This is a genomic window from Pseudomonas sp. P1_A1 (genome assembly GCF_056406935.1).
This window is the reverse complement of the sequence record NZ_JBFTZE010000013.1, coordinates 132025-149110: the sequence shown is the minus strand read 5'-3', so window position 1 is coordinate 149110 and position 17086 is coordinate 132025. Positions and strand designations below refer to the sequence as shown.

Sequence of the window (17086 nt, the reverse complement as noted above, 5' to 3'; positions counted from 1 at the left end):
ACTTATTTTCTGTCGTTGGCCTTTCTAGAATAGCGGCTCTCCTTGTCTTGTTCATCGAGCTGCCCATGTCTGGTCTACGCCGTTTTTCCTTACCGCTGATCGCTGCTTTTTTCGCGTTGTACGTGATTTGGGGGTCGACCTACCTGGTGATTCGCATCGGCGTGCAGTACTGGCCGCCGTTGCTGCTCGCGGGTATCCGCTTCGTGCTCGCCGGGACGTTGATGTACGCGTACCTGCGCTGGCGCGGGGCGCCGGCGCCGACCTGGGCACAGTGGAAAGCCGCGGGGATCATCGGGATTTTGCTGCTGACGTGCGGTAACGGTGCGGTGAGCGTCGCCGAACACACGGGCGTGGCCTCTGGCGTGGCCGCGTTGGCGGTGGCGACGGTGCCGCTGTTTACCTTGTTGTGCGGATATTTCTGGGGCGCGCGTAATACCCGTCTCGAATGGGCCGGGATTGCGCTCGGGCTGATCGGCATTGCCATGCTCAACCTCGGTTCCAACCTGCAGTCGAGCCCGTTGGGCGCGGCGTTGCTGGTGTTCGCGGCGGCGTCCTGGGCCTTCGGCTCGGTGTGGAGCAAACATTTGCCGTTGCCTCAGGGCGCGATGGCCAGTGCTGTGGAGATGCTGGTGGGTGGCGTGGTGTTGCTGATCGGCAGTGCGGTGAGTGGTGAGCGTCTGGAAAGTCTGCCGCCGATCGAAGGCTGGGCGGCGCTGGCGTACCTGACCCTCTTCGGTTCGATCATCGCCTTCAACGCCTACATGTACCTGTTGAAACACGTGCGTCCGGCCGCGRCCACCAGTTATGCCTACGTCAATCCGGCGGTGGCGGTGTTGCTGGGGATTGTGTTTGTCGGCGAGACCATCGGTATCGAAGAAACGCTGGCGATGGCGGTGATCATCAGTGCGGTGGTGTTGATCGGGTTGCCACAGTGGCGTCGTGGCACAGATCGGCCTGCCCCTGCCGTAGCGGTGCCGACAGAATCCCGCGCGAATTAGGGTAAACTGCGCGCCATTGCACACTTGTTTCGCACAATCGCGCTGAATTTTCCTACGGTACTCCCATGACTTTCGCCACCCTTGGCCTGATCGAACCCTTGCTGCGCGCCCTCGAGACGCTTGGCTACCAGACCCCGACGCCGGTTCAGGCGCAAGCGATTCCGGCGGTGCTGGCCGGTCGCGATCTGATGGCCGCGGCCCAGACCGGCACCGGCAAAACCGCCGGTTTCGCCTTGCCGCTGCTGCAATTGCTGGCCATGGAAGGGCCGAAAGTCAGCGCCAACTCCGTGCGTGCGCTGATTCTGGTGCCGACCCGTGAACTGGCCGAACAGGTTCACGAAGCCGTGCGCCAGTACGCCGAGAACCTGCCGTTGAGCACCTACGCGGTGTACGGCGGTGTAAGCATCAACCCGCAAATGATGAAACTGCGTAAAGGCGTCGACCTGTTGGTGGCGACCCCGGGCCGTTTGCTCGACCTGTTCCGCCAGAACGCGCTCAAGTTCAACCAGCTGCAAACCCTGGTGCTGGACGAAGCTGATCGCATGCTCGATCTGGGCTTTTCCGAGGAGCTGGGGAATATCTATAAAGCCCTGCCGAAGAAACGTCAGACGTTGCTGTTCTCCGCGACCTTCTCCGATGCCATCCGCATGCTGGCCGGGCAAATGCTCAACGACCCGCTGAGCATCGAAGTCAGCCCGCGCAACGTGGCCGCCAATACCGTCAAGCAATGGGTGGTGACGGTGGACAAGAAGCGCAAGCCGGAGCTGTTCATTCACTTGATGCGCAAGGGCAAGTGGAAGCAGGTGCTGGTGTTCGCCAAGACCCGTAACGGCGTAGACGCGTTGGTGGAAAAACTCCAGGGCCTGGGCGTCAATGCCGACGGTATCCACGGCGACAAACCCCAGGCGACCCGTCAGCGGGCACTGGATCGCTTCAAGGCTAGCGAAGTGCAGATCCTTGTGGCCACCGATGTCGCTGCCCGAGGTCTGGATATCGAAGATCTGCCATTGGTGGTCAACTTCGACCTGCCGATCGTGGCCGAGGACTACATCCACCGCATCGGTCGTACCGGTCGCGCGGGTGCAACCGGGCAGGCGATTTCGCTGGTTTGCGCCGATGAAGTGAATCAGCTGTCGGCCATCGAGATGCTGACCCGTCAGACGTTGCCTCGGCAGATGGAGCCGGACTTCGAACCTGAACACCGTGTGCCGGATACCGATGCCAGCGGTCAGGTGATCAAGAAGCCGAAAAAACCGAAGAAGCCCAAAACCTCCGGTGGCGGCAAGCGCAACTTGGGTAAATGGGTCGAGAGCGGTGAGGCGTCGGCGCCGGAGCCTTCGATCAAGCCGGTGCGAAAAGTGCCGGTGTTCAACACCGGGCCGCGTAAGCGTAAGCCTTGATCCTCTGAAGATCGTTCCCACGCAGTGTGGGAACGATCAATGTCGGTGCTTCAACCACTCCACCATCCCCAACCCAGCCGCTCGCCCACTGGCGAAACACGCGGTCAGTAGATAGCCGCCGGTCGGCGCTTCCCAATCGAGCATTTCCCCGGCGCAGAACACGCCGGGTAGTTGCTTGAGCATCAAACGTTCATCCATCGCCTCGAACATCACGCCACCGGCACTGCTGATGGCTTCGTCCAATGGCCGGGTTTTCACCAGCGTCAGCGGCAATGCCTTGATTGCTTTGGCCAGCAGGGCCGGATCGGCAAAACAGTCGGCCGGTGTCAGTTCCCGCAACAATGCTGCTTTCACGCCATCAAGCCCAAGTTGACTGTGCAGGTGCTTGGCCATGGAACGTGAGCCGCGCGGTTTGCTCAGCGCCGCCTGAACTTTATCCACAGGCTTGCCTGGTAAAAGATCTAGGTGAAGGGTTGCCGAGCCGTGTTGATTGATCGCTTCGCGGATCGCTGCCGACAGGGCGTAGATCAAACTGCCTTCAATCCCCGTGGCAGTGATCACACACTCGCCGAGTCGCGGCACGTCGTCATTGAGGCCGATGGCGATGTTTTTCAGCGGGCTGCCGGCGAACTTGCTGACCATCAATTCGCTCCAGGCCTGCACCTCGAAGCCGCAATTGCTCGGTTGCAATGGCGCCAGCCCTACACCGCGCTGTTCCAGCGGCAGCATCCAGGCACCGTCCGACCCCAGGCGCGACCAACTGCCGCCGCCGAGGGCCAGCAGGGTCGCGTCTACTTGAACAGTTTTTTCGCCTTCGGGGCTGTCGATTAGCAAATCACCGTTGTTATCCCAACCGAGCCAGCGATGGCGGGTGTGGATAACTACGCCGGCATCGCGCAGGCGTTTGAGCCAGGCACGCAACAGGGGCGCGGCTTTCATGTCGGTGGGAAACACCCGGCCGGAGCTGCCGACAAAGGTTTCGATGCCCAGGTCATGAATCCATTGGCACAAGGCTTCGGCGCCGAACGAGCGTAACAGCGGGGCAATCTGCGGCGCCCGTTCGGCATAGCGTGAGAGAAATGCCGGGTAGGCCTCGGAGTGGGTGATGTTCATGCCGCCGACCCCGGCGAGAAGGAATTTTCTCCCCACTGAAGGCATGCCGTCGTACAGATCGACCTTGATCCCGGCCTGGCTCAACACTTCAGCCGCCATCAAGCCGGCGGGGCCGCCGCCGATGATGGCGACGTGAGGGGGGAGGGAAGTGGAGGGCTGGGTCATGGCGAGAGCTGCGGCGTGGCGGAATAAGCCGCGCATTCTACCAGCCCTGCTCCCTGTGGGAGGATTCGAGGGCTGGTTAAAAAACAACCACCGCTCTGTAACCTATACCCCGCATGGGCTGCAGGCCCTTTCACTCAGGTTATCCACAGGCGGTTCCACAGGCATTGTGGGTAAAGACTCACACATCAATGACAACCTGATGACTGCCACACCCGTTGGGCGCTGTGATGGAGGATGCCATGACGGCGCGCCAGAGCCTTGCGGTCCTTGCTGTAGCCGCCGCCGATCACGCCGACCACCGGAATATCCCGGCCCAGGCAATGGCGCATCACGCTTTCATCGCGAGCGGCGACGCCTTCGTCGGTCAGCTTCAGATAACCCAGGGCGTCATCCTTGTGCACGTCGACACCGGCGTCGTACAGCACCAGATCCGGTTGATAGAGCGGCAGCAAATAGTTGAGCGCATCGTCCACCACCTTCAGGTAATCGGCATCGCCCATGCCCATCGGCAGCGGGATGTCCCAGTCGCTTTCAGCTTTGCGTGCAGGAAAATTCTTTTCGCAGTGCAGGGAAACGGTCACCGCTTCCGGGGTGTTGTGCAGGATTCGTGCAGTCCCGTCGCCCTGATGCACATCGCAGTCGAAGATCAGCACCCGATTCACCCGGCCACTTTCCAGCAGGTAATGGCTGATCACCGCCAGGTCATTGAAGATGCAGAACCCGGCAGGGTGATCGTAATGCGCGTGGTGCGTGCCGCCGGCCAGGTGACAGGCCAAGCCATGTTCCAGCGCCTGTTCGGCCGCCAGCAGCGAACCGCCGACCGCCCGCACGGTGCGCCGGGCCAGTGCTTCGCTCCAGGGCAGGCCGAGGCGCCGCTGGTCTTCGCGGGACAACTCGCCACCCATGTAGCGCTCGATATACGCAGGGTCATGAGCGAGGGCGAGAATATCCGCCGGGCACAGCTCCGGGCGCAGCAGATCGGCGTCGCGGGTCAGGCCACTGTCCACCAGGTGATCGCGCAGCAGGCGAAACTTGTCCATGGGGAAGCGGTGATCCGCCGGGAACTCGGGACTGTAGTCTTCGTGGTAGATCAGGGGCAGGGGCATGGCTGATTTATCGGGGAAGCATGTAGGAATGAGTGAACGATCCTACCAGCGATGTAGACTTGCGGCATGGAAACAGAGGGGAGGGGCACGATGGAGCCGATACTGGAACTCGAAAGCGCACGACTGTCGTTACGGCAGTGGCGCGATGAGGATTTGCCGGCGTTTGCGGCGATGTGCGCCGATCCACAAGTGATGCGGTATTTTCCGGAGCCCTTGAGTCGGCTGGAAAGTGCCGCGCTGATCGGTCGGGTTCGCGGGCACTTTGCCGAATATGGTTTCGGCCTCTGGGCACTGGAGCGCAAGGACACCGGGGCGTTCATCGGGTTTACCGGGCTGGGTGTGGTCGGCTTTGACGCAYCGTTCACGCCAGCCATCGAAATCGGCTGGCGCCTGGCGCGCGAGCACTGGGGCCTGGGTTATGCCAGCGAGGCGGCGTGGACCGCTCTGCGCTGTGGGTTTGATCGCTTGGCGCTGCAAGAGGTCGTGGCGTTCACCACCGAAACCAATCTGCCTTCGCAAAAAGTCATGCAGGCGATCGGCATGCAGCATGACCCCGTTGATGACTTCGAGCACCCCAGGCTTGCCGCCGATCATCCGCTGCGCCCGCACGTGTTGTACCGCATCACCCGTGAGCAATGGCTGCAAACCTTGCATGGATAAGCAGGCACGGACGTTTACAATGGCCCTCATGTTGAACCGGGCCATAAACTGAATCGACCGCCGCAGCCAAGACTGCGCGGCATTGCTTTGTGTGAGGAGAGTCTGAATGAGCCAAGTGTTGGAAGATCTGGTAGACCTGCTGACCCTGGAACCGATTGAAGAAAACCTGTTTCGTGGCCGCAGCCAGGACCTGGGTTTCCGTCAGTTGTTCGGCGGCCAGGTGCTCGGCCAGTCCCTGTCGGCGGCCAGTCAGACAGTCGAAGAGACCCGCCATGTGCACTCGATGCACGGTTACTTCCTGCGTCCGGGCGATGCGAAGTTGCCGGTGGTGTATCAGGTCGATCGGGTGCGCGATGGCGGCAGTTTCAGCACGCGCCGGGTGACGGCGATCCAGAAGGGCAACCCGATTTTCACCTGCAGCGCTTCGTTCCAGTACGACGAAGAAGGCTTCCAGCACCAGAGCGAAATGCCGCAAGTGGTCGGCCCGGAGAACCTGCCGTCGGAGCTGGAACTCACTCAGCAGCGCGCACACCTGATTCCGGAGCACATGCGCGAAAAACTGCTGTGCCCGAAACCGATCGAATTCCGGCCGGTGACCGAAAAAGATCCCTATAACCCGCAGCCTGCCGATCCAGTCAAATACGTCTGGTTCCGCGCCGACGGTGCGTTGGCCGACACCCCGGCGCTGCACAAATACCTGCTGGCCTACGCGTCGGACTTCGGTTTGCTGACCACCTCAATGCTGCCCCATGGCAAATCGGTCTGGCAGAAAGACATGCAGGTCGCCAGCCTTGATCACGCGTTGTGGTTCCACGCCGACCTGCGCGCCGATGACTGGTTGCTGTACGCCATGGACAGCCCGTGGGCCGGCAACTCGCGTGGGTTCTCCCGTGGCAGCGTGTTCAACCGTGCCGGGCAACTGGTGGCCTCGGTCACTCAGGAAGGCCTGATTCGTCATCGCAAGGATTGGGCATGAGCCTGGCCGAAGTGCGGCACTGGGTGTTCGACATGGACGGCACCCTGACCGTGGCCGTACATGACTTCGCGGCGATCCGCGTGGCGTTGGCGATTCCTGCAGAACACGACATCCTCACTCACCTCGCTGGGCTGCCGGCCGAAGAAGCGGCGGCCAAACATGCGTGGCTGCTGGAGCATGAACGGGATCTGGCACGGGGTTCGAAACCGGCGCCGGGCGCGGTGGAACTGGTGCGTGAGTTGGCGGGGCGCGGTTATCGCCTGGGCATTCTCACGCGCAATGCTCGCGAGCTGGCGCATGTCACGCTGGAGGCGATTGGCCTGGCCGATTGCTTTGCGGTGGAGGATGTACTGGGGCGCGATGAGGCACCGCCCAAACCGCACCCCGGTGGTTTACTGAAACTGGCCGAGGCCTGGAAGGTGCCGGCGAGTGAAATGGTGATGGTCGGTGATTACCGCTTCGATCTGGATTGCGGCCGGGCGGCGGGGACGCGGACGGTGTTGGTGAACCTGCCGGATAATCCGTGGCCGGAATTGACCGATTGGCATGCGCGCGATTGCGTGGAGTTGCGGCAGCTGCTTTCGGCTTGAGAGAGGGGGGCGTCCGATCAGACGCCCCAAAGCTCACTGCCCGAACAACGCCTTCTGCCCTTCGGGCGAGGTAAACATCCCGTCCCCATTGTGCCCGACCCCGGGCACTTCGATCAGCTGCTGGCTCAACCCTTGAGGATGGCGCCGTTTCAGATAATTGAAATAATTGCGCCCGCGAATCAATCGAGAAGCGCCCTGGGCTTTGGCTTCGCAACTTTTATCCAGCGCCGGGTGATTCGGGTCGATGTCCTGCTGCCCGAGCAAATAAACGATGTCACGTTTGACGTAGTTTTCTTCCAGCTGCGCAGGCGTTTGCCCATTGGCATAGGCGGGCAAGTCCGCCAGACCATACTTCCAGCGATTGAAGTTCGGACACCCCGCGTGACTGAACGCCACCGGCCGTTGCTCATTGAAATAGGCATACGACGAAGGATTGGCGATCACATAACGCACCTTCACCCCTGCTGTGTCGAGGGCGGGCTGAGGGTGGCTCAACAAGGCATAACGCTGAACCACCTGAGCGCCACCCGAGTGACCGGCGATGACGATTTGCTTCACGTCCGGAAACTGTCGCCGATCGCCCAGGCGAGCGATGATTTCATCGAGCGCCGCATAGGAACTCAAGGTAAATGGCGCTGTGGATAAACCGCCGGCCATCCAGTCATTGCCCTGCCAGCGTAAAACGCTGTCAGGCACCGGGTGGCTCGCGATGTCGGTTTCATTGAGAAACTGTGGGGCGAGCACCAGGGTGTTATCGCTTTGCCCGGCTTGCTCGGCCGCGTGCTCGGCGCTCTGGCGGTAGGTCTCAGCGTTGCGCAAACGCCCATGGATGATGATCAACACCCGTTCGATATTCTTCGCCGGTGTCGGGCCGATGCCCACCGCGATTTCGCCGGCGCTCAATAGCAGGCGCCCGGAACTGATCGCCTTGGCCCCCTGCTCGGCAGCCTGGGTGCTTGTGCAGGTGATCAACAGAGCCAACAACCACTTGTGCATTACAGATTCTTCGCGGCAAAGGTATCGCACTGGCCGATCTCGCCCTGTGCGAATCCGGCTTTGAACCAGCGCACCCTTTGCGCTGACGTACCATGAGTGAACGAGTCCGGCACCACGCGGCCCTGACCTTGCTGTTGCAAGCGGTCGTCGCCGATGGCGTTGGCGGCGTTCAAGGCTTCTTCGATGTCACCGGGTTCCAGCCAGTTCAGGCGCTTCTGCGCATTGTTGGCCCAGACTCCGGCCAGGCAATCGGCCTGCAGTTCCTGACGCACCAGCAAACCACCGTCGCCCTCCATTTGCCGGCCCTGCTGCCGAGCGGTCTGAATCTTCGCCGAAACGCCGAGCAAGGTCTGCACGTGGTGTCCGACTTCGTGAGCGATCACGTAGGCCTGGGCGAAATCACCCGCGGCGGAAAAGCGTTGCGACATTTCCTGGAAGAAACTCATGTCCAGGTAGACCTTCTGGTCTGCCGGGCAATAGAACGGACCGGTCGCCGACGTCGCCAGGCCGCACGCCGAGTTCACCTGATTGCTGAACAGCACCAGGGTCGGGTCTTTATATTGCCGACCGGCCTGCTGGAAAATCTGGCTCCAGGTGTCTTCGGTGTCGCCGAGGATCGAGCGCACGAATTCGGCGCCTTCATCATTGGCCGGTGGTGCCTTGCGGGTTTGGGGAGTGGCCGGGGCCGATTGCTCGCTCATTTGCCCGGTCAATTGACCGAGGATCTGCATCGGATCCTGGCCGGTGATCCAGCCGATCCCGACGATCAACAGGATCGCCGTCAGGCTCAGGCCCTTGCCCCCACCGAAGCGCATCCCGCCGCCCCCACCGCCGACATCATCGCCACGGGCATCGACCACGTTGTCGCTGCGTCGGCCTTTTTTCCAAAGCATGGGGGAATCCTCTGTTAGCGCATGGTGATGAGTGTTGCTGGTGAGCAGGTATGGCGCCAGTCCGGTCGTCCGTCTTTTACCTGGCCCGGAACATTTCAGACTTGTATTGAACATGGATAGCCCATCGAATTCCCTCAGACGATGGTTTTTTATCGATTGGACGAGTACTTGTCTCGCAGGTTACTGATCAAGTCCGCTCCACACCGGCGATGTGCCGGGCAGCGATGTAGCCGAAGGTCAGCGCCGGGCCGAGATTGATGCCACCAGCGGGATAGTGCCCGCCCATGATGCTGGCCATGTCGCCGCCCGCCGCGTACAACCCGGCGATGACCTGTGCCGATTCATCGAGAACTTGGGCGTGTTCGTTGACCTTGAGCCCGGCGAAGGTGCCAAAGCAGCCAGGCTGAACCTTCACGGCGTAGAACGGGCCTTGCTCAATCGGCGCGACGCACGGGTTGGGCTGCTGCAACGCATCGCCCTGTTTGCGGTTGTAGGGCGTCGAGCCACGACCGAACAACGGATCTTCACCGTTGCGTGCATGCCGGTTGTATTCATCCACCGTGCTGCGCAATCCGTTCGGGTCGATGCCGCAGGCCTGGGCCAATTCCTCGACCGTGTTGCCGGTTTTCAGATAACCGCTGCGGATAAAGGATGACAGCGGCACTGGAAAAGGCCGAGAAATCCCCAAGCCATAACGCCGCTGGAAACCATGGGTGCAGATCAGCCAGGAGGCGACTTCTTCGCCCTGCGGTGCGGCGGCGACCATGGCCGTCACGTAGTCGTAGTAGCCATCGGCTTCGTTGACGAAGCGCTGGCCGTTGCTCAGTACGCCGATGATCCCCGGTTTGCCGCGTTCGATGATGTGCGGGAAGTGACCGATGCTGCCGTCACTGTGCGGCACGTGCGAAACCGGCGCCCAGGCCACGGGCGATGCCATGTCGGTGTTGACCCGCGCACCGGCGCTTTCGCCCAGTCGTAAACCATCACCGGCGACGCCGAGAGGCGGCAGCGCCAGGTGTTCGTTGCCGGTCGGAGTGCGGGGGAACAGCGCCTTGCGCCGCTCGATATCATTGGCGAAACCTCCGGTCGCGAGCACCACGGCCTTGCGTGCATGGATGCGGGTTTTACCTTTGGCGGTACTGACGATCGCGCCTTGCACCTGATCGCCTTCGCGAAGCAACTCGGTCACCGGTGCCGATTCCCAGAGCAAGACGCCCAGGTCTTCGGCGGACTTTGCCAGCCGTGCAATCAGCGCAACACCGTTGACCAGTTGCATCGCCCGGCCATGAACGGCGAGGTCGAACAAGTGCCGGGTAAAACGCCGGGTCACGTGCCATGCTGCGGGCAAAGAGCGGGTCAGGTTGAGAAATGCGCTCAGGTCCGCCCCCGCCATGATCGGCATGCCCATGAACGAAGTTTCCCGCATGGTTTTGCGAAGACGCTTCAGTAGCTTGCCGACTTTTCTCCCGTCATAAGACGCAGCAATTACCGACCGTCCGCCGGTGCCGGCACCCGGCGTGTCGCCATGAATGTCGGCGATGGCGTTGCCGTCGGTAAATTGCAGGGAGGTGTTCTGCTTGAAGAACGCCACCATTCGCGGGCCAGCCTCCAGGAACGCGTCGATCATCGCCGGATCGTAACGCTCACCCAACTCGTGTTTCAGGTAGGTGCGCGGTTGCTCGACGTCTTCGACGATGCCGGCACGACGCGCCAGGGGATTGCACGGCACCCAGGCCCATCCACCGGACCACGCCGTGGCGCCGCCGAATACCGGGTCTTTCTCGACCACGATCACTTTCAAGCCATGCCAGGCCGCGGTAACGGCTGCGGACAAGCCGGCCGCACCGGAGCCGACGATCAGCACATCGCATTCGATGTCCGCAAGGAGGGGAGAATCGGCAGGCATCGTTTAAAAGCTCCAGATTATTTTTGGAATTTGATTCCAGAAAATATAGAGACTTGATTGATCCCGGCAACCATTCACTGCGTAAAGAGGGTGGTTATCGGACAGCGGGTTCCAGATTTCGCATTAGGTGGTTTGTCTTCTAGAATCGGCAAAATTTCGAGTGGAACCCCCATGGCCGGCAGTCAGATCGAACGTGTTTTCAGCGTGCTGGAAAGCCTCACCAGTGATCCTCGCGGCCTGCCGATGCAGACGTTGGCGGAGCAACTGGACATCCCTAAAAGCGCGACTCACCGGCTGCTCGCCGAGCTGATTCGATTGGGTTACGTGCGACAGAATCCGGAGAACCTGCGCTATCACCTGTCGACCAAACTGGTGGCGATGGGTTTCCGTTACCTGTCGAGCAGCGGCGCGGATATCGTGCAGCCGGTGCTCGATCGCCTGGCCGAGGAAACCGGTGAACTGGTGCGCCTTGGCGTTATTGAAGGCGAGCGCCAGGTCTGGATCGCCAAGTCTCAGGGCGCTCGCTCGGGCCTGCGTTACGACCCGGACATGGGCCGTGATGCGCCCTTGTTCTATACCGCTTCGGGCCACGCATGGCTGGCGTGCATGAGCGATGCCGAAGCGTTGTCGCTGGTGGAGCGTCAGGGGAGCGAACGGCCGAAAGACCTGGGGCCGAACGCGCCGCGCTCCAACATTGAGTTACTGGAACGCCTGCGTCTGGCGCGTGAGCAGGGTTACGCCTGGGTCGAAGAGAGTTCGGCCGTAGGCACCTCGGCGATTGCGGCGGTGGTGCGCCACCCAGGCGATGGTCGAGTGATCGGTGTGCTGAGCATTGCCGGGCCAAGCGCGCGGATGCCGGGGGCGCGGTTGCATGAGTTGGCGCCGTTGTTGTTGAAATTTACTGAAGAGCTGTCGGCGGCAAGCCTGGCATCTGAGTTGTTCAGCTGACGTTTCAAAAGATCGTGTGCGCTGTTCGCACACTTTTGTGGTTCGTCCGTGTAAGAATCTGGAACCAGGTTCTAAATTATCGGAATTCATCCTTCCGACAATAATCACAAGAGGACCGACCATGACTTCGCCCCTTCGCATCGCCCTGATCGGTGCCGGCAACATGGGCCAGCAGCATTACCGGCATCTGCAAACCCTGACACAAGCGACGTTGTGTGCGGTGGCCGATCCCGGCCCACAAGCGGCAGGTCGGCGCGGCGGGAAGTCGAACCCTTGGTGAGCGCTGCCGATATCGAGGAATGAGCATGAGTGAGCGGATCTTTTCCCTGGCCAGCCTGACTGTGCTGGAGTTGTCTCCGCCGCAGATGGTCGAAGTCGCAGCACGGGCCGGATACAGCCATGTCGGACTACGCCTTGAACCGGCGACAGCGGAAGAACATCACTTTGCGCTGGTAGCCGATGTCGGCCTACGGCGTGAGACGCTGGCGCGGCTGCGCGACACCGGCATTCGTGTACTGGATGTTGAAATCCTGCGTCTTAAACCGCAAACCGTCGTCACCGACTTCGAGAAGATTCTGGCGGTCGGGGCGCAATTGGGTGCCAGTGAATTGCTGGTGGCCGGTAACGATTCCGACGAACAACGACTCACCGAGAACTTCGCCCGGTTGTGCGATCTGGCGGCACCTTACGGGCTGCATCCGCACCTGGAGTTCATGCCGTGGACCGATGCACGCAATCTCGAACAAGCGGTGCGTATCGTCGAAAACGCTGACCGTGAAAACGGCGCGGTGTTGGTGGACGCGTTCCATTTCGACCGATCGGGTTCGCGGCTGGAAGATCTGGCCAAAGTTGCCCCGTCACGGTTACGGTACACACAGTTATGCGATGTCGCGGGGCCACGGCCAACGGACATGGCGGAGATTTTGCGTCAGGCACGTAACGAGCGACGTTTTCCGGGCGATGGCGATTGTGATCTGGTGGGGTTGTTGCAGTGTTTGCCGGCCGAGATCCCGTTAAGCCTGGAGATTCCCACCGTGAAGTTGCTGGAACAGGGCGTGAGCGGGTTGCAGCGGGCGCAGATGGCGTTGGATAAAACCCGGGAATTGTTGGCGCGGCGGTAAGCGGTGCTGCGCACCTATCGCGGGCAGCCACGCTCCCACAGGTTATGTAGGAGCGAGGCTTGCCCGCGAAGCTTTTGACTTTCGATGTAAAAAAAGGATCGCCAATGACCATCAGCACCCCGCTCTCCGGTGTAAACCAACCCTTCAAAGGGATTCTGCTGATTGTCGTCGCGACCTTTCTGTTTTCCAGTCACGACGCCTTGTCGAAATATCTATCCGGGTTCTATCCGATCGTCATGGTGGTCTGGGCCCGCTATGTGGTTCATACCTTGCTGATGGCCGGGATTTTCCTGCCGCAATCCGGGTTGCGCGTCCTGCGCACCAAACGGCCGTTGCTGCAGTTACTGAGGGCGTTGTGCCTGTTGGGCACCAGTTTGTTTTTCACCACCGGTTTGCAGTACATCCCGTTGGCCGAAGCCACGGCGGTCAACTTTCTCGCACCGGTTCTGGTCACCGCGCTGTCGGTGCCACTGCTGCGTGAGCGGGTCACCCGTGGCCAATGGATCGCGGTGATTTGCGGATTTGTCGGCGTATTGATCATCGTCCACCCCGGCGGTGATCTGTTCACGCCAGCAGTCTTGCTGCCGCTCTGTTCGGCGCTGTTTTTCTGTTTCTATCAATTGCTCACCCGCAAGCTCAGTGAAATCGACAGCCCGACCACCAGCAACTTCTTCGCCGGCCTGTGCAACACCCTGGTGATGAGCGCACTGGTGCCATTCTTCTGGAAAGTGCCAAGCCTTGGGCATGGATTGATGATGGTTGCACTGGGCGCCTGCGGGATGACGGCGCACCTGTTTCTGACCCAGGCGTTCCGCCACGCCGCTCCCGCGCTGTTGGCGCCATTCGGCTATTGCCAGATTGTCTTTGCCGGTTTGCTGGGCTGGTTGCTGTTTTCTCACACGCCGACCCTGACCACGGTGGTCGGGATCGCAGTGATTTGCTGCAGCGGGTTGGCGGCGGCGTGGCAGCAAAGCCGCCGCTGAAACCGGTCAAAATTTGAAACGCACCACCAGGTTTTGCAGGCCCGCCGCCAGTCGCGACAACTCCTGGCTGGTGGCACTGGTCCGGGTCGCGGCGTCGGCGCTTTCCAGCGACAGGTCGCGGATGTTCAGCAGATTACGATCCACCTCACGGGCCACCTGCGCCTGTTCTTCCGAGGCACTGGCGATCACCAGATTACGTTCATGGATCTGCTCCATCGCCCGGGTGATTTCTGCCAGCGCCAACCCGGCCTGTTCAGCAATCGACAAGGTTTCAGCAACACGCTGACTGTTGTCGTGCATCGACACCACCACACTGTCGGTGTCGCCCTGAACCCGGCCAATCATCTGTTCGATCTCCCGGGTTGATTGCTGAGTGCGATGCGCCAGCGCCCGAACTTCATCGGCCACCACCGCAAAACCACGCCCGGCTTCCCCGGCTCGCGCAGCCTCGATGGCGGCATTGAGCGCGAGCAGGTTGGTCTGTTCGGCGATGGCGCGGATCACGTCCAGCACCTTGCCGATTTCCCGGGACTGCTCGGCCAGGGTCTGAACCTGTTGCAGCGCGATGCCCGCATTGCCGCTCATCGCCTGAATCGAATCCAGGGTTTCAATCACCCGCGCCTGGCCCTGGTTGGCTTGCTGTGTGGACTGGCGAGTGCTGTCGGAAGTCGACACCGCGTTGCGCGCCACTTCTTCCACCGCGACGGTCATTTCGTTGACGGCCGTGGCGGCCTGCTCGATTTCATTGTGCTGCTGTTGCAGCCGACTGGAATCCTGCTGAGTGCTCTGATTCATCTGCAGGGCGGCGGCCGCCAATTGAGTCGACGTGCCGCTGATCAGTTGCAGGGTTTCCCGCAGGCTGGTCTGCATGGCCGACAGGGCCTTGAGCAAGCGTGCGGTTTCATCGGCGCCGTGGCTGCGGATCGGTTGACTCAGGTCACCGGCGGCCACTTGCTCGGCCACTTCGACCGCCTGACGGATTGGCACAACGATGCTGCGAATCAACAGCCAGGCCAGGCACAGGGTCAGGAGCGCAACCGCGATCAGCGCACCGATCACGGTGATTTTTACCTGGTTGTAGAGCGAGTCAGCCTGGTTGGCCGACAGGCTGACTTCGTTGGCGGAAAGCGCCATCAATTCGGCGAACTGGTCACCGGTCTGGGTCGAGTAGTCCTGGATTTTTCCATTGAGCAACGCGGTCATTTCTTCGCTGCGGTTCTCCCGCGACAGCGCTTCGTATTGCGCCAGCGCCTGGCGGTAGCTGGTGACGGTGGCGACGAACTTTTCGTACGGCCCCCGGTTGTAATCACCGACCAGTGGAGTGAATTTTTCCAGCGTTTCTGTAAGCCACCCCTGCACTTGATGCAGGCGTGTGACGGTGGCGTCGAGCACTTTTGGATCGCGGTTGAGCGCCATGCGCAGGCTGAGCACGCGAACACTCAGGATGTAGTCGCGGATTTCACCCAGGTGGCGAATGCTGGGCAGGGAGACGTTTTCAGTGTGCTGGCCGGTGGCGCGGACCTGCGCGACCTGTTTAAGGGCGAACAGCCCCTGCAACAGGACCAGCAGGGCGATGACGCCGAAGCTGATCACGGCACGCTTGGCGATGCTCAAGTTACCTGGCGACATGGTGTGCCTCTGTGGCTGTGAGAAAAAAGGGTGAAATGGATAAACCGCGCCCATAAAAAAACGCAGGCCCGGGATCAGGCCTGCGTTTGTGGTGTATCAATCTTTTACGGTCGGAATCTTGCGCGGTGCCATGAAGTACATCCAGGTCAATGCAATGAAGTACATCGCCGGAATCATGGTGAACAGCACGGTGTAGTTGTTGTTGGTGATGGTCAGAATGTGGCCGACCAACTGGGTCATGAACATCCCGCCGATCGCTGCGCACATGCCGCCGAAGCCGAACACCGTACTCATCATGTGTTTAGGCGTGTAGTCCATCACCAGGCTCCAGATGTTCGCGGTCCAGGCCTGGTGCGCGCCGATGGCCAGGGAGATGGCGAATACCGCGAGCCACAGGCTGCTCGAACCGGCGGCCATGACCACGCCGATGATGCAGCAGGCGAACAGGAACATGGACATCAGTCGGGCCTTGATCGGGTTGATCCCGCGGCCAATCAGGAACGAAGACAGGATCCCGCCGCCGACGCTGCCGAAGTCAGCCGTAAGGTAGATGATGATCAGCGGGATACCCATCTGGGTCACGTTGATCCCCAGGTTGTATTGCTGATTGAGGAACGGCGGCAACCAGTACAGGTAGAACCAGAACACCGGCGCGGTGATCGAGTAGGCGAGGGCGAAGGCCCAGGTGCCACGCATGCGCAGGATTCGCGAGAACGGTACGCGGGACTGTTCCGGCTCGACTTCCTTCTGGATGTAGTCCAGTTCCGATTGTTTAACGCTCGGATGATCTTCCGGGTTGAAGTACTTCAGACCCCAAAACAGCAACCAGACGCCGCCCAGTGCCGACATGCACAGAAACGCGGCTTGCCAGCCCCAGGCGTGAAGGATCAGTGGCAGCAGCATCGGTGTGAACATCGCGCCGACGTTGGTCCCGGCGTTGAAAATACCGGTGGCCACGGCGCGCTCGCCAGCAGGGAACCACAACCGGGTGGTTTTCACGCAGGCCGGGTAGTTGGCGGCTTCAGTCAGGCCGAGAATGAACCGGCAGACCATGAAGCCCGCCGCCGAAGTGGCCAGGCCATGAGCGCCGGTGGCCAGGCTCCAGAGCAGTACCGCGAAGAAGAACACGCGCTTCACGCCGACCCGGTCGATCAACCGGCCTTGCAGCACGAAACCGACGGCGTAGCCGACCTGAAACCAGAAGTTGATGTTGGCGTAGTCCATCGCCGTCCAGCTCATTTCCTTGGCCAGGATCGGCTGCATGACGCCCAGGGCGGCGCGGTCGATGTAGTTCAGGGTGGTGGCGAAAAACACCAGCGTCAGCATTCCCCAGCGGGTTTTGCCGACGGCCATGGCGCCGCGGATTTTGTCGCCGATGCCGCCAGTGGCGACGCTTTGGGCCGAAGCCACGCGAGAGCTTTGAGAAGGAAACATGTGGGTGCCATCCGTTCAATGACTGACAAGCGAGGCTTGTCGGGACTTCAAGGGCGCGTGATCAATCGATGGCGACGGGCGCGGGTGAGATTGATCGGCTGAGGTGTTCTCGTCAGGTGACGACAACGTTTTATTCAGCKAGCGGCGCAGTTCGGCCGAGTGGGCGCA

General features: G+C 61.0%; 15 protein-coding genes and 1 pseudogene. 9 read left to right on the top strand and 7 right to left on the bottom strand.

All coding sequences use genetic code 11. The features are described 5' to 3' along the window. The first annotated feature begins 65 nt into the window (after positions 1 to 65). Both yedA and AC1D2Q_RS19955 read left to right on the top strand, forming a co-directional pair. Entirely contained in the window at positions 66 to 998 is a 933-nt protein-coding gene (gene yedA / locus AC1D2Q_RS19960; protein WP_477814292.1) for a drug/metabolite exporter YedA, read from the top strand. A 65-nt stretch (positions 999 to 1063) separates the two neighbouring features. Continuing rightward, positions 1064 to 2398 carry a DEAD/DEAH box helicase gene (locus AC1D2Q_RS19955; protein ID WP_477814291.1) on the top strand — a complete coding sequence of 445 codons (1335 nt, stop codon included), beginning with the start codon at positions 1064 to 1066 and terminating at the stop codon, positions 2396 to 2398. 36 nt (positions 2399 to 2434) lie between these two features. On the opposite strand, the gene AC1D2Q_RS19950 is transcribed toward AC1D2Q_RS19955, so the two are convergent. Both AC1D2Q_RS19950 and AC1D2Q_RS19945 read right to left on the bottom strand, forming a co-directional pair. Further along, positions 2435 to 3676: a TIGR03862 family flavoprotein gene (locus tag AC1D2Q_RS19950; RefSeq protein WP_477814315.1), complete on the bottom strand. Its 1242-nt coding sequence runs from the start codon at positions 3674 to 3676 to the stop codon at positions 2435 to 2437. Positions 3677 to 3861: 185 nt separating this feature from the next. Next, positions 3862 to 4782: a histone deacetylase family protein gene (locus AC1D2Q_RS19945; RefSeq protein WP_477814290.1), complete on the bottom strand. Its 921-nt coding sequence runs from the start codon at positions 4780 to 4782 to the stop codon at positions 3862 to 3864. Positions 4783 to 4872: 90 nt separating this feature from the next. On the opposite strand from AC1D2Q_RS19945, the gene AC1D2Q_RS19940 reads away from it, so the two are divergent. The 3 genes from AC1D2Q_RS19940 to AC1D2Q_RS19930 all read left to right on the top strand — a co-directional run bounded on the left by AC1D2Q_RS19940 (position 4873) and on the right by AC1D2Q_RS19930 (position 7008). Continuing rightward, entirely contained in the window at positions 4873 to 5442 is a 570-nt protein-coding gene (locus AC1D2Q_RS19940; protein WP_477814289.1) for a GNAT family N-acetyltransferase, read from the top strand. 106 nt (positions 5443 to 5548) lie between these two features. Continuing rightward, positions 5549 to 6418, top strand: coding sequence for an acyl-CoA thioesterase II (gene tesB / locus AC1D2Q_RS19935; RefSeq protein ID WP_019581316.1), 870 nt, complete (start codon positions 5549 to 5551; stop codon positions 6416 to 6418). Next, complete coding sequence (locus tag AC1D2Q_RS19930) at positions 6415 to 7008, top strand: HAD family hydrolase (protein ID WP_019650914.1); 594 nt, start codon at positions 6415 to 6417, stop codon at positions 7006 to 7008. The genes tesB and AC1D2Q_RS19930 overlap by 4 nt, the downstream gene beginning before the upstream one ends. 33 nt (positions 7009 to 7041) lie before the next feature. On the opposite strand, the gene AC1D2Q_RS19925 is transcribed toward AC1D2Q_RS19930, so the two are convergent. The 3 genes from AC1D2Q_RS19925 to AC1D2Q_RS19915 form a co-directional block, all read right to left on the bottom strand. Then, complete coding sequence (locus AC1D2Q_RS19925) at positions 7042 to 8004, bottom strand: alpha/beta fold hydrolase (RefSeq protein ID WP_477814288.1); 963 nt, start codon at positions 8002 to 8004, stop codon at positions 7042 to 7044. Next, positions 8004 to 8897 carry a KPN_02809 family neutral zinc metallopeptidase gene (ypfJ, locus tag AC1D2Q_RS19920; RefSeq protein ID WP_477814287.1) on the bottom strand — a complete coding sequence of 298 codons (894 nt, stop codon included), beginning with the start codon at positions 8895 to 8897 and terminating at the stop codon, positions 8004 to 8006. The genes AC1D2Q_RS19925 and ypfJ overlap by 1 nt, the downstream gene beginning before the upstream one ends. A 187-nt stretch (positions 8898 to 9084) precedes the next feature. Next, positions 9085 to 10803: an FAD-dependent oxidoreductase gene (locus AC1D2Q_RS19915; protein ID WP_477814286.1), complete on the bottom strand. Its 1719-nt coding sequence runs from the start codon at positions 10801 to 10803 to the stop codon at positions 9085 to 9087. A gap of 171 nt (positions 10804 to 10974) precedes the next feature. Between AC1D2Q_RS19915 and AC1D2Q_RS19910 the strand changes: the two genes are divergently transcribed. The 4 genes and pseudogenes from AC1D2Q_RS19910 (at position 10975) to AC1D2Q_RS19895 (ending at position 13855) form a co-directional block, all read left to right on the top strand. Continuing rightward, entirely contained in the window at positions 10975 to 11751 is a 777-nt protein-coding gene (locus tag AC1D2Q_RS19910; RefSeq protein WP_019650918.1) for an IclR family transcriptional regulator, read from the top strand. A gap of 121 nt (positions 11752 to 11872) precedes the next feature. Next, positions 11873 to 12001: pseudogene (locus AC1D2Q_RS19905) on the top strand (gfo/Idh/MocA family oxidoreductase); the annotation flags it as partial. Positions 12002 to 12056: 55 nt separating this feature from the next. Further along, on the top strand, positions 12057 to 12872 hold the full coding sequence (locus tag AC1D2Q_RS19900; protein WP_477814285.1) for a sugar phosphate isomerase/epimerase family protein: 816 nt from the start codon (positions 12057 to 12059) through the stop codon (positions 12870 to 12872). A 104-nt stretch (positions 12873 to 12976) separates the two neighbouring features. Continuing rightward, positions 12977 to 13855, top strand: a complete 879-nt coding sequence (locus AC1D2Q_RS19895; protein WP_477814284.1) for a DMT family transporter — start codon at positions 12977 to 12979, stop codon at positions 13853 to 13855. Between the two features lie 6 nt (positions 13856 to 13861). Here AC1D2Q_RS19895 and AC1D2Q_RS19890 read toward each other — a convergent pair whose 3' ends face one another. Together AC1D2Q_RS19890 and AC1D2Q_RS19885 are read right to left on the bottom strand one after the other, a co-directional pair. Next, the gene (locus AC1D2Q_RS19890) at positions 13862 to 15484 is read right to left on the bottom strand and encodes a methyl-accepting chemotaxis protein (protein ID WP_477814283.1); all 1623 of its coding nucleotides are present in this window, start codon (positions 15482 to 15484) and stop codon (positions 13862 to 13864) included. A 96-nt stretch (positions 15485 to 15580) separates the two neighbouring features. Next, a complete protein-coding gene (locus tag AC1D2Q_RS19885; protein WP_477814282.1) occupies positions 15581 to 16918 on the bottom strand; it encodes an MFS transporter in 1338 nt (445 codons plus the stop codon). Positions 16919 to 17086 lie beyond the last annotated feature (168 nt).

Bases quoted from the DNA above. Each gene is read 5' to 3' on its own strand.
- AC1D2Q_RS19955 (WP_477814291.1), top strand. From the start codon at position 1,064: ATGACTTTCGCCACCCTTGGCCTGATCGAACCCTTGCTGCGCGCCCTC.
- AC1D2Q_RS19950 (WP_477814315.1), bottom strand. From the start codon at position 3,676: ATGACCCAGCCCTCCACTTCCCTCCCCCCTCACGTCGCCATCATCGGC.
- AC1D2Q_RS19945 (WP_477814290.1), bottom strand. From the start codon at position 4,782: ATGCCCCTGCCCCTGATCTACCACGAAGACTACAGTCCCGAGTTCCCG.
- tesB (WP_019581316.1), top strand. From the start codon at position 5,549: ATGAGCCAAGTGTTGGAAGATCTGGTAGACCTGCTGACCCTGGAACCG.
- AC1D2Q_RS19930 (WP_019650914.1), top strand. From the start codon at position 6,415: ATGAGCCTGGCCGAAGTGCGGCACTGGGTGTTCGACATGGACGGCACC.
- AC1D2Q_RS19925 (WP_477814288.1), bottom strand. From the start codon at position 8,004: ATGCACAAGTGGTTGTTGGCTCTGTTGATCACCTGCACAAGCACCCAG.
- ypfJ (WP_477814287.1), bottom strand. From the start codon at position 8,897: ATGCTTTGGAAAAAAGGCCGACGCAGCGACAACGTGGTCGATGCCCGT.
- AC1D2Q_RS19915 (WP_477814286.1), bottom strand. From the start codon at position 10,803: ATGCCTGCCGATTCTCCCCTCCTTGCGGACATCGAATGCGATGTGCTG.
- AC1D2Q_RS19910 (WP_019650918.1), top strand. From the start codon at position 10,975: ATGGCCGGCAGTCAGATCGAACGTGTTTTCAGCGTGCTGGAAAGCCTC.
- AC1D2Q_RS19900 (WP_477814285.1), top strand. From the start codon at position 12,057: ATGAGTGAGCGGATCTTTTCCCTGGCCAGCCTGACTGTGCTGGAGTTG.
- AC1D2Q_RS19895 (WP_477814284.1), top strand. From the start codon at position 12,977: ATGACCATCAGCACCCCGCTCTCCGGTGTAAACCAACCCTTCAAAGGG.
- AC1D2Q_RS19890 (WP_477814283.1), bottom strand. From the start codon at position 15,484: ATGTCGCCAGGTAACTTGAGCATCGCCAAGCGTGCCGTGATCAGCTTC.
- AC1D2Q_RS19885 (WP_477814282.1), bottom strand. From the start codon at position 16,918: ATGTTTCCTTCTCAAAGCTCTCGCGTGGCTTCGGCCCAAAGCGTCGCC.